This is a genomic window from Enterobacter cloacae complex sp. 382A5 (assembly GCF_050031095.1).
In the GTDB taxonomy this organism is placed as follows: Bacteria; Pseudomonadota; Gammaproteobacteria; order Enterobacterales; family Enterobacteriaceae; genus Enterobacter; species Enterobacter cloacae.
Map to the genome: position 1 here is coordinate 768850 of NZ_JBLGVK010000001.1, position 11225 is coordinate 780074.

Below are 11225 nucleotides of genomic sequence, written 5' to 3' on the forward strand. Positions count from 1 at the left end.
TCATGGCAGATTACCAGGGCAAAAAAGTCGTTATCATCGGGTTGGGCCTTACTGGCCTGTCCTGCGTGGACTTTTTCCTTGCGCGCGGCGTGACGCCGCGGGTGATGGATACGCGTGTTTCTCCGCCGGGTCTGGACAAACTGCCGGAACAGGTTGAACGCCACCTTGGTGGTCTGAATGATGACTGGCTGGTGGCAGCCGATCTGATTGTGGCCAGCCCCGGTATGGCGCTGGCGCACCCTTCACTGAGCGCCGCAGCCGATGCGGGCGTTGAGATTGTCGGTGATATCGAGCTGTTCTGCCGCGAAGCGCAGGCGCCTGTTATCGCCATTACCGGCTCTAACGGAAAAAGCACCGTCACTACCCTGGTGGGTGAGATGGCGAAAGCGGCGGGCAAAAATGTCGGCGTTGGCGGCAACATTGGTTTGCCTGCGCTGATGCTGCTGGACAAAGGCTGCGAGCTGTACGTGCTGGAACTCTCCAGCTTCCAGCTGGAAACCACCTCCAGCCTGCATGCTGCCGCGGCCACAATCCTGAACGTGACCGAAGATCATATGGACAGGTATCCGTTTGGTCTACAGCAGTATCGCGCAGCCAAACTGCGTATATATGAAAATGCCAAAGTCTGCGTCGTTAACGCCGATGATGCCCTGACCATGCCGGTACGCGGTGCCGATGACCGCTGCATCAGCTTTGGTATCACCATGGGTGATTATCATCTGAACCGTCAGCTGGGTGAAACCTGGCTGCGGGTGAAAGGTGAGAAAGTGCTGAACGTGAAGGAGATGAAGCTTTCCGGTCAGCATAACTACACCAATGCGCTGGCTGCGCTGGCGCTGGCGGATGCCGTCGGTCTGCCACGCTCCTCCAGCCTGCAGGCCCTAACCACCTTTACCGGACTGGCGCACCGTTTCCAGCTGGCGCTGGAGCATAACGGCGTACGCTGGATCAATGATTCCAAAGCTACCAACGTAGGCAGTACAGAGGCCGCGCTGAATGGTTTGCAGGTGGAAGGTACTCTGCATCTGCTGCTGGGTGGCGACGGTAAGTCCGCCGATTTCACCTCCCTGAAGCAGTATCTTTCCGGCGATAACATCCGTCTCTACTGCTTTGGTCGTGATGGCAGGGAACTGGCGGAATTGCGTCCTGAGATCGCCGAGCAGACCGAAACCATGGAACAGGCAATGCGCCTGATTGCTCCTCGCGTGAAGCCGGGCGATATGGTGCTGCTCTCTCCGGCATGCGCCAGCCTCGATCAATTCAAGAATTTCGAACAGCGTGGTGATGTCTTTACCCGCCTGGCGAAGGAGTTAGGCTGATGCGTTTATCTCTCCCTCGCCTGAAAATGCCGCGCTTCCCAGGATTTGGTGTCCTGGTGTGGTTGTTTGCGGCACTGAAAGGCTGGGTGATGGGCTCTCGTCAGAAAGATAACGACAGCCTGATCATGTACGATCGCACGCTCTTCTGGCTCACCCTGGGGCTGGCGGCGGTCGGCTTTATTATGGTGACGTCAGCATCAATGCCCGTCGGGCAGCGACTGGCGAACGATCCTTTCCTGTTTGCCAAGCGTGATGGTCTGTACATCATCCTGGCGTTCTGTCTTGCGCTGATAACCTTACGTCTGCCAATGGCGTTCTGGCAGCGACACAGTACCGCGATGCTGATCGCCTCGATCATCATGCTGCTGATCGTGCTGGTGGTGGGGAGTTCCGTAAACGGGGCATCGCGCTGGATCGCCTTTGGTCCGCTGCGTATTCAGCCTGCAGAATTTACCAAACTGTCCCTGTTCTGCTACCTGGCGAACTACCTGGTGCGCAAAGTAGATGAAGTGCGTAACAACCTTCGCGGCTTCCTGAAACCGATGGGCGTGATTCTGGTGCTGGCGGTCTTACTGCTGGCGCAGCCTGACCTCGGTACCGTGGTGGTTCTGTTTGTGACGACGCTGGCGATGCTGTTCCTGGCGGGGGCGAAACTGTGGCAGTTCATCGCCATTATCGGGATGGGTATTTCAGCGGTTGTCCTGCTGATCCTTGCTGAACCATACCGTATCCGCCGTGTGACCTCGTTCTGGAACCCGTGGGAAGATCCGTTTGGCAGTGGCTATCAGCTGACGCAGTCACTCATGGCGTTTGGCCGCGGTGAAGTCTGGGGACAAGGCCTGGGCAACTCGGTTCAGAAACTGGAGTATTTACCCGAAGCGCATACTGACTTCATCTTCTCCATTATTGCGGAAGAACTGGGTTATATCGGTGTGGTATTAGCGCTATTAATGGTATTCTTCGTCGCTTTCCGCGCCATGTCGATTGGGCGGAAAGCGCTGGAGATCGATCACCGCTTCTCAGGTTTCTTAGCCTGTTCAATTGGTATCTGGTTTAGCTTCCAGGCATTGGTTAACGTCGGGGCCGCAGCGGGTATGCTGCCGACCAAGGGCCTGACGTTGCCGTTGATCAGTTATGGTGGTTCCAGTCTGTTGATCATGTCGACGGCCATCATGATGTTGTTACGTATAGATTATGAAACGCGTCTGGAAAAAGCCCAGGCGTTTACACGAGGTTCACGATGAATCAACCGAAGCGGTTAATGGTGATGGCAGGCGGTACCGGTGGACATGTGTTCCCGGGGCTGGCGGTTGCGCACCATTTAATGGATCAGGGCTGGCAGGTACGCTGGCTGGGAACCGCAGACCGCATGGAGGCCGACCTGGTACCGAAGCACGGTATTGAGATCGATTTTATTCGTATTTCTGGCCTTCGTGGCAAAGGCATTAAGGCCCAGCTTCTGGCGCCGGTGCGCATTTTCAACGCATGGCGTCAGGCACGCAGCATCATGAAGCGCTTTCAGCCGGATGTGGTGCTGGGCATGGGCGGTTATGTTTCCGGTCCGGGCGGACTTGCCGCGTGGTCGTTGGGCATTCCCGTTGTACTGCATGAGCAGAATGGTATTGCCGGACTGACCAACAAGTGGCTGGCGAAAATCGCCACCAAAGTGATGCAGGCATTTCCTGGTGCGTTCCCGAAAGCGGACGTCGTCGGAAACCCGGTGCGTGTGGATGTGCTGGCGCTACCGTTGCCGGATACCCGCATGGCTGGCCGTGAAGGCCCTGTTCGCGTGCTGGTCGTCGGCGGATCGCAGGGCGCACGCATTCTGAACCAGACGATGCCGCAGGTTGCCGCAAAGCTGGGTGATGCCGTGACCATCTGGCATCAAAGCGGAAAAGGCGCTCAGCAGACCGTTGAGCAGGCTTATGCGGCAGAAGGTCAGCCGCAGCACAAAGTGACGGAATTTATCGACGATATGGCGGCAGCGTACGCCTGGGCCGATGTCGTGGTCTGTCGCTCCGGTGCATTAACGGTGAGTGAAATTGCCGCCGCGGGTTTACCGGCTCTGTTTGTGCCGTTCCAGCACAAAGATCGTCAGCAGTACTGGAATGCGCTGCCGCTTGAAAAAGCCGGTGCCGCGAAAATATTCGAGCAGCCACAATTTACCGCCGATGCGGTCGCCACCACCCTGGCGGGCTGGAACCGGGAAACATTAATGGAGATGGCGCAACGCGCACGTGCGGCGGCCATTCCTGATGCAACGGAGCGGGTGGCAAAAGAAGTGAGCCTGGCAGCCCAGGCTTAACCCTCGCAGCGCGTGTTGCGCTGCACGATTTTTTTAAGTAGTCGATGGCGTTTAGAGAATGAATACACAACAACTGGCAAAACTGCGTTCAATCGTGCCCGAGATGCGTCGCGTCCGGCACATTCACTTTGTTGGCATCGGTGGTGCTGGCATGGGCGGTATTGCCGAAGTGTTAGCTAACGAAGGCTATCAGATCAGCGGGTCTGACCTGGCGCCAAACCCTGTAACGCAGCAACTGGCGTCGCTTGGGGCGACTATCTATTTCAACCATCGCCCGGAAAACGTGCGCGATGCGAGTGTGGTGGTGGTATCCAGCGCCATCTCCTCTGATAACCCGGAAATCGTGGCCGCGCATGAAGCGCGTATTCCGGTGATCCGCCGCGCGGAAATGCTGGCAGAGCTGATGCGTTTTCGTCACGGGATTGCGATTGCCGGGACGCACGGTAAAACCACGACCACGGCGATGGTTTCCAGTATTTATGCCGAAGCGGGTCTCGACCCGACGTTCGTCAACGGCGGTCTGGTAAAAGCAGCAGGTGTGCATGCGCGTCTGGGCCACAGCCGTTATCTGATTGCGGAAGCGGATGAGAGCGATGCGTCGTTCCTGCATCTGCAGCCGATGGTGGCGATTGTCACTAACATCGAAGCTGACCACATGGATACCTACCAGGGCGACTTCGAGAACTTAAAGCAGACCTTTATCAACTTCCTGCATAACCTGCCGTTCTATGGACGCGCGGTAATGTGTGTGGACGATCCGGTCATTCGCGAGTTGTTGCCGCGGGTTGGTCGTCAGATCACCACCTATGGCTTCAGCGAAGACGCGGATGTTCGCGTGGAAGAGTACAAACAGATTGGTGCGCAGGGGCATTTCACCCTGGCGCGTCAGGACAAAGAGCTGCTGCACGTGACGCTGAACGCACCAGGTCGTCATAACGCCCTGAACGCAGCCGCGGCGGTGGCCGTCGCGACGGAAGAAGGCATTGATGACGATGCGATCCTGCGTGCGCTGGAAAGCTTCCAGGGAACCGGGCGTCGTTTCGACTTCCTTGGCGAATTCCCGCTGGATGCGGTAAACGGTAAACCGGGTACTGCCATGCTGGTAGACGACTATGGCCACCATCCAACCGAAGTGGACGCGACCATTAAGGCCGCACGTGCGGGATGGCCAGAGAAGAACCTGGTGATGATCTTCCAGCCACACCGTTTTACGCGTACGCGCGATCTGTATGACGATTTCGCCAGCGTGCTGTCCCAGGTGGACACATTGCTGATGCTGGATGTTTATTCTGCAGGTGAAACGCCGATCCCAGGCGCGGACAGCCGTTCTCTGTGTCGAACCATTCGCGGACGCGGTAAAGTAGACCCTATTTTGGTTTCGGATCCTGCTCAGGTCGCCGAAATTCTGGCGCCGGTACTGACAGGTAACGATTTGATTCTGATTCAGGGCGCGGGAAATATCGGCAAAATCGCCCGTACCTTAGCTGAAATCAAACTGAAGCCGCAAACTCAGGAGGATGAGCATCATGGCTGATAAGATTGCTGTCCTGTCTGGCGGCACCTCCGCCGAGCGCGAGGTTTCCCTGAATTCAGGCGCTGCGGTACTGGCGGGCCTGCGTGAGGCTGGCGTTAATGCACATCTGGTCGATCCGAAAGAGGTCGATGTAACGCAGCTGAAAGCAATGGGCTTCGATAAAGTCTTTATTGCTCTGCACGGTCGTGGGGGAGAAGACGGTACCCTGCAAGGGTTGCTGGATCTCATCGGTATGCCCTACACCGGCAGCGGCGTGATGGCCTCCGCCCTCTCAATGGATAAACTGCGCAGTAAACTGCTGTGGCAGGGGGCGGGTTTGCCGGTTGCGCCGTGGGTTGCGTTGACGCGCCGCGAATTTGAAATGGGCCTTCAGGATAGCGTTAATGCACGCATTGCTGAGCTGGGCTTACCGGTTATTGTAAAGCCCAGCCGTGAAGGGTCGAGCGTTGGGATGTCCAAAGTTGATAAAGCTGACGATTTATCGTCTGCTTTAGCGCTGGCATTTCAACACGATGAAGAAGTTCTGATTGAAAAATGGCTCAGCGGGCCGGAATTTACCGTGGCGATGCTTGGTGAAGAAATTTTACCGTCGATTCGCATCCAACCTGCTGGCGTCTTCTATGATTATGAGGCGAAGTATCTCTCTGACGAGACGCAATATTTCTGCCCAGCAGGTCTTGAAGCAGAACGTGAAGCGGATTTACAGTCCCTGGTGCTTAAAGCCTGGCATATTCTTGGTTGCAGTGGCTGGGGACGCATTGATGTGATGCTCGACAGCGATGGGCAATTTTATTTGCTGGAAGCGAATACTTCTCCAGGCATGACCAGCCACAGCCTTGTGCCGATGGCCGCGCGTCAGGCGGGGATGAGCTTCTCGCAGTTAGTCGTACGTATTCTGGACCAGGCGGGCTGATATGTCTCAGGCTGCATTGAACACGCGTAACCGCGATGACGAGGAAGAATATTCTTCTTCACGCCGGAGTAATGGAACGCGTCTTGCAGGGATTATTTTCCTGCTCGGGGTGCTGTGCACCGTGTTTATCAGCGGCTGGATGGTACTGGGCTGGATGGAAGATGCGCAGCGGTTGCCGCTGTCGAAGCTGGTGGTCACCGGTGAACGCCACTACACGCGTAACGATGATATTCGCCAGTCGATTCTGGCACTGGGGTCGCCTGGCACCTTTATGACGCAGGATGTCAACATTATCCAGAGTCAGATTGAACGTCTGCCCTGGATAAAACAGGCGAGTGTAAGAAAGCAATGGCCTGATGAATTGAAGATTCATCTGGTTGAATATGTGCCCATTGCGCGTTGGAATGATCAGCACATGGTTGACGTAGACGGAAATTCCTTCAGCGTCCCGGCCGATCGTGTCAACAAGCAAAATTTACCGATGTTGTATGGTCCTGAAGGCAGCGAAAACGAAGTGTTACAGGGTTTTCGCGAGATGGGGCAAGTGCTGGCGAAGGACAGGTTTACGTTAAAAGAAGCTGCGATGACGGCGCGCCGTTCGTGGCAGCTCACCTTAACGAATGGCATTAAGCTCAACCTTGGCCGCGGCGACACGATGAAGCGTCTGGCGCGTTTTGTAGAACTTTACCCGGTTTTACAGCAGCAGGCACAGACTGACGGTAAACGGATAAGCTACGTTGATTTGCGCTATGACTCAGGCGCAGCAGTCGGTTGGGTACCGGCTCCGGTCGAGGAACCTAATCAGCAACAGAATCAGGCACAGGTACAGGCAGAACAACAATGATCAAGGCGACGGACAGAAAACTGGTAGTTGGACTGGAGATTGGCACCGCGAAGGTTGCCGCTTTAGTAGGGGAAGTTCTGCCCGACGGTATGGTCAATATCATTGGCGTGGGCAGCTGCCCGTCCCGTGGTATGGATAAAGGTGGGGTAAACGATCTTGAGTCGGTGGTGAAATGCGTACAGCGCGCCATCGATCAGGCTGAATTAATGGCAGATTGCCAGATTTCCTCTGTCTATCTGGCCCTCTCTGGTAAGCATATCAGCTGCCAGAACGAAATCGGCATGGTGCCCATTTCTGAAGAAGAAGTGACGCAGGAAGACGTTGAAAACGTAGTGCATACGGCGAAGTCCGTGCGCGTGCGCGATGAGCATCGCGTGCTGCACGTGATCCCGCAGGAATATGCGATCGACTACCAGGAAGGGATCAAGAACCCGGTTGGTCTGTCTGGCGTGCGTATGCAGGCAAAAGTGCACCTGATCACATGTCACAACGATATGGCGAAGAACATCGTAAAAGCCGTTGAACGTTGTGGCCTGAAAGTTGACCAACTTATTTTCGCCGGTCTGGCGGCAAGCTATTCCGTGCTGACCGAAGATGAACGTGAACTGGGCGTCTGTGTGGTCGATATTGGTGGTGGTACAATGGATATGGCCGTGTATACCGGCGGTGCCCTGCGCCACACCAAAGTGATCCCTTACGCGGGGAACGTGGTGACCAGCGATATTGCCTACGCGTTTGGTACGCCGCCAAGCGATGCAGAAGCGATTAAAGTGCGCCACGGTTGTGCGCTGGGGTCTATCGTTGGCAAAGATGAGAGCGTTGAAGTGCCAAGCGTGGGCGGCCGTCCGCCGCGTAGCCTGCAGCGCCAGACGTTGGCAGAGGTGATTGAGCCGCGCTATACCGAGCTGCTCAACCTGGTCAACGAAGAGATTTTGCAATTACAGGAACAGCTTCGCCAGCAGGGCGTAAAACATCATCTTGCGGCGGGGATTGTATTAACCGGCGGTGCAGCGCAAATTGAAGGTCTTGCGGCCTGTGCGCAGCGTGTGTTCCATACGCAGGTGCGTATTGGCGCACCGCTGAATATTACCGGTTTAACGGATTATGCCCAGGAGCCTTACTATTCAACGGCTGTGGGCCTGCTCCACTACGGGAAAGAATCCCATCTCAGTGGTGAAGCAGAAGTGGAAAAACGCGTCTCAGTGGGGTCGTGGGTCAAACGACTGAACAACTGGCTGCGAAAAGAGTTTTAATTTTTTTAAGAGACCGGAGAGAATTAACGGTCTCGGGCGACAGGCACAACGGAGAGAGAAATTATGTTTGAACCTATGGAACTGACCAACGACGCGGTGATTAAAGTCATCGGCGTCGGTGGCGGCGGCGGTAACGCCGTAGAGCATATGGTGCGCGAGCGCATTGAAGGTGTTGAATTCTTTGCGGTTAACACCGATGCACAGGCACTGCGTAAGACGGCAGTCGGCCAGACTATCCAGATCGGTGGTGGCATCACCAAAGGTCTGGGCGCAGGAGCTAACCCGGAAGTAGGTCGCAATGCGGCTGAAGAAGATCGTGAAGCGTTACGCGCTGCACTGGAAGGTGCGGACATGGTCTTCATCGCAGCAGGTATGGGTGGCGGTACAGGTACCGGCGCAGCACCTGTTGTGGCTGAAGTGGCTAAAGATTTAGGTATCCTGACCGTTGCTGTCGTGACCAAGCCTTTCAATTTTGAAGGCAAGAAACGTATGGCCTTCGCGGAGCAGGGTATCACCGAGCTGTCCAAGCATGTGGACTCGCTGATCACCATCCCGAACGACAAACTGCTGAAAGTGCTGGGTCGCGGTATCTCTCTGCTGGATGCCTTTGGCGCAGCAAACGACGTGCTGAAAGGCGCGGTTCAGGGTATCGCTGAACTGATTACCCGTCCTGGCCTGATGAACGTTGACTTTGCTGACGTTCGCACCGTGATGTCCGAAATGGGCTACGCGATGATGGGCTCCGGCGTGGCGAGCGGTGAAGACCGTGCGGAAGAAGCGGCTGAAATGGCTATCTCTTCTCCGCTGCTGGAAGATATCGATCTGTCGGGTGCGCGTGGCGTGCTGGTCAACATCACCGCTGGCTTCGACCTGCGTCTGGATGAGTTCGAAACCGTGGGTAACACCATCCGTGCGTTCGCCTCTGACAACGCGACCGTGGTAATCGGTACCTCCCTTGACCCGGAAATGAACGACGAGCTGCGTGTAACGGTTGTTGCTACCGGTATCGGTATGGACAAGCGTCCTGAAATCACGCTGGTGACGAACAAGCAGACTCAGCAACCGGTAATGGATCGTTACCAGCAGCACGGTATGTCTCCTCTGACTCAGGAGCAAAAACCGGCCGCGAAAGTGGTTAATGACCCAACGCCGCAAACGGCGAAAGAGCCAGATTATCTGGATATCCCGGCGTTCCTGCGTAAGCAAGCTGACTAAGAATTGGCTGGAATTTGGGGATTTCCGCTCTTTGTGCTAAACTGGCCCACCGTTAGTGATATACACTCTCGGTTGGATAGTTAATTTGGCGAGATTATACGATGATCAAACAAAGGACACTTAAACGTATCGTTCAGGCGACAGGTGTCGGTTTACATACCGGCAAGAAAGTCACCCTGACGTTACGCCCTGCGCCGGCCAATACCGGGGTCATCTATCGTCGCACCGACTTGAATCCACCGGTAGATTTTCCGGCCGATGCCAAATCTGTGCGTGATACTATGCTCTGTACTTGTCTGGTGAACGAGCATGACGTGCGGATTTCTACCGTAGAGCACCTGAACGCCGCCTTGGCGGGTCTGGGTATCGACAACATTATTGTTGAAGTCGATGCGCCAGAAATCCCGATCATGGATGGTAGTGCTGCTCCGTTCGTTTATCTGTTGCTGGATGCCGGCATCGAAGAACTGAACTGCGCGAAGAAATTTGTTCGCATCAAAGAGACCGTTCGCGTCGAAGATGGCGACAAGTGGGCTGAATTCAAACCGTACAATGGTTTCTCGTTGGACTTCACCATCGATTTTAACCATCCGGCGATTGATGCCAGTACCCAGCGCTATGCGATGAACTTCTCTGCTGATGCGTTTATGCGCCAGATCAGCCGTGCTCGTACTTTCGGCTTCATGCGTGATATCGAATATCTGCAGTCCCGCGGCCTGTGCCTGGGCGGCAGCTTCGATTGTGCCATCGTTGTTGACGATTATCGCGTACTGAACGAAGACGGTCTGCGTTTCGAAGATGAATTCGTTCGCCACAAAATGCTTGATGCAATTGGCGACCTGTTCATGTGTGGTCACAACATTATTGGTGCATTTACCGCGTTCAAATCCGGTCATGCGCTGAATAACAAACTCTTGCAGGCCGTCCTGGCAAAACAGGAAGCCTGGGAGTATGTGACCTTCGAAGACGAAGCTGAACTGCCGCTGGCCTTCAAAGCCCCTGGCCTGGTTCTGGCGTAACGGTTCAAGCCGTTTCGTAAAAAATCGACTGGTTAACCTGGTACTCTCTCCGACCAGGGAAACCAGTCGTTTTTATTTTTACCTTTCTTCATTTTGCCCCAGCTTCCCCTTTCGCTTAGCAGGCGTAGAAAATCTGTGCGTTAGCTGCATTCTTGACCGTTTTTCCCCGCTGCAGTACGTCATTCCTGCTGCTGTGTATTGGCTTTAGTGGTAATATCTGGGCGCTTAAAAGAATAACTGAACTCAGCCTGTGTAAGACGGGCTTATGTGGTGGAGCAAGTGAGCGGAATTCTGACGCGCTGGCGACAATTTGGCAGACGTTACTTCTGGCCGCATCTCTTATTAGGGATGGTCGCGGCGAGTTTCGGCTTGCCTGCGCTCAGCAACAGCGCCGAAGCTGCCACACCGGCAAAGACGTCAACCACTAAACACGATCTCACCGCGCGCGTTAACTTCACCAATCTTGCGTGGCTTGAAGCCAGCCGCCGTCCTAACTTTTCGGTAGATTACTGGCAGCAGCACGCCATCCGCACGGTTATCCGCCATCTGTCATTTGCAATGGCGCCGCAGGCCATACCGGTTGCTGAAGAGACGCTGCCGGTTCAGGCGCAACACCTTGCGCTGCTGGATACGCTCAACGCGCTGTTGACGCAGGACAGCCAGCCAGCTGTTAGCGTTCCGCAGACAGCGCAATCCGTCGTTGTTTCACCCGCCACATTCTCTGTCTCGACGTGGATAAGCCAGGTTCACGGCATCCGCGCCGGGCCTCAGCGCCTCAGTTAAATTAACCGTTTTCAATACCTTAATTTATCTGCCCGTTATG

The 11225-nt window shown here is 55.2% G+C and carries 10 protein-coding genes; all 10 read left to right on the forward strand.

Going from position 1 to position 11225, the window contains the following annotated elements; genetic code table 11:
- Positions 1–2: 2 nt before the first annotated feature.
- A complete protein-coding gene (gene murD, locus ACQG2G_RS03650; RefSeq protein ID WP_061772069.1) occupies positions 3–1319 on the forward strand; it encodes a UDP-N-acetylmuramoyl-L-alanine--D-glutamate ligase in 1317 nt (438 codons plus the stop codon).
- Complete coding sequence (ftsW, locus tag ACQG2G_RS03655) at positions 1319–2563, forward strand: cell division protein FtsW (RefSeq protein ID WP_013095573.1); 1245 nt, start codon at positions 1319–1321, stop codon at positions 2561–2563. The genes murD and ftsW overlap by 1 nt, the downstream gene beginning before the upstream one ends.
- Entirely contained in the window at positions 2560–3624 is a 1065-nt protein-coding gene (murG, locus tag ACQG2G_RS03660; RefSeq protein WP_013095574.1) for an undecaprenyldiphospho-muramoylpentapeptide beta-N-acetylglucosaminyltransferase, read from the forward strand. Before ftsW ends, murG begins: the two co-directional genes overlap by 4 nt.
- Before the next feature lie 58 nt (positions 3625–3682).
- Positions 3683–5158: a UDP-N-acetylmuramate--L-alanine ligase gene (gene murC / locus ACQG2G_RS03665; protein ID WP_013095575.1), complete on the forward strand. Its 1476-nt coding sequence runs from the start codon at positions 3683–3685 to the stop codon at positions 5156–5158.
- A complete protein-coding gene (locus ACQG2G_RS03670) occupies positions 5151–6071 on the forward strand; it encodes a D-alanine--D-alanine ligase (RefSeq protein ID WP_020688498.1) in 921 nt (306 codons plus the stop codon). Before murC ends, ACQG2G_RS03670 begins: the two co-directional genes overlap by 8 nt.
- Before the next feature lies 1 nt (position 6072).
- Positions 6073–6915 (forward strand): cell division protein FtsQ, encoded by an 843-nt coding sequence (ftsQ, locus tag ACQG2G_RS03675; protein WP_013095577.1) that lies wholly within the window; start codon positions 6073–6075, stop codon positions 6913–6915.
- Positions 6912–8168, forward strand: coding sequence for a cell division protein FtsA (ftsA, locus tag ACQG2G_RS03680; RefSeq protein WP_006173845.1), 1257 nt, complete (start codon positions 6912–6914; stop codon positions 8166–8168). The genes ftsQ and ftsA overlap by 4 nt, the downstream gene beginning before the upstream one ends.
- Before the next feature lie 63 nt (positions 8169–8231).
- Positions 8232–9383, forward strand: coding sequence for a cell division protein FtsZ (gene ftsZ / locus ACQG2G_RS03685; protein WP_008501978.1), 1152 nt, complete (start codon positions 8232–8234; stop codon positions 9381–9383).
- A gap of 101 nt (positions 9384–9484) precedes the next feature.
- Positions 9485–10402, forward strand: coding sequence for a UDP-3-O-acyl-N-acetylglucosamine deacetylase (gene lpxC / locus ACQG2G_RS03690; protein WP_013095578.1), 918 nt, complete (start codon positions 9485–9487; stop codon positions 10400–10402).
- Between the two features lie 279 nt (positions 10403–10681).
- Positions 10682–11185 carry a secA translation cis-regulator SecM gene (gene secM / locus ACQG2G_RS03695; protein ID WP_029882703.1) on the forward strand — a complete coding sequence of 168 codons (504 nt, stop codon included), beginning with the start codon at positions 10682–10684 and terminating at the stop codon, positions 11183–11185.
- The last annotated feature ends 40 nt before the right edge of the window (positions 11186–11225 follow it).

Excerpts from the sequence above, each read along its gene's own strand:
- murD (WP_061772069.1), top strand. The coding sequence starts at position 3 with ATGGCAGATTACCAGGGCAAAAAAGTCGTTATCATCGGGTTGGGCCTT.
- ACQG2G_RS03670 (WP_020688498.1), top strand. The coding sequence starts at position 5,151 with ATGGCTGATAAGATTGCTGTCCTGTCTGGCGGCACCTCCGCCGAGCGC.
- murC (WP_013095575.1), top strand. The coding sequence starts at position 3,683 with ATGAATACACAACAACTGGCAAAACTGCGTTCAATCGTGCCCGAGATG.
- ftsZ (WP_008501978.1), top strand. The coding sequence starts at position 8,232 with ATGTTTGAACCTATGGAACTGACCAACGACGCGGTGATTAAAGTCATC.
- murG (WP_013095574.1), top strand. The coding sequence starts at position 2,560 with ATGAATCAACCGAAGCGGTTAATGGTGATGGCAGGCGGTACCGGTGGA.
- lpxC (WP_013095578.1), top strand. The coding sequence starts at position 9,485 with ATGATCAAACAAAGGACACTTAAACGTATCGTTCAGGCGACAGGTGTC.
- ftsW (WP_013095573.1), top strand. The coding sequence starts at position 1,319 with ATGCGTTTATCTCTCCCTCGCCTGAAAATGCCGCGCTTCCCAGGATTT.
- ftsA (WP_006173845.1), top strand. The coding sequence starts at position 6,912 with ATGATCAAGGCGACGGACAGAAAACTGGTAGTTGGACTGGAGATTGGC.
- ftsQ (WP_013095577.1), top strand. The coding sequence starts at position 6,073 with ATGTCTCAGGCTGCATTGAACACGCGTAACCGCGATGACGAGGAAGAA.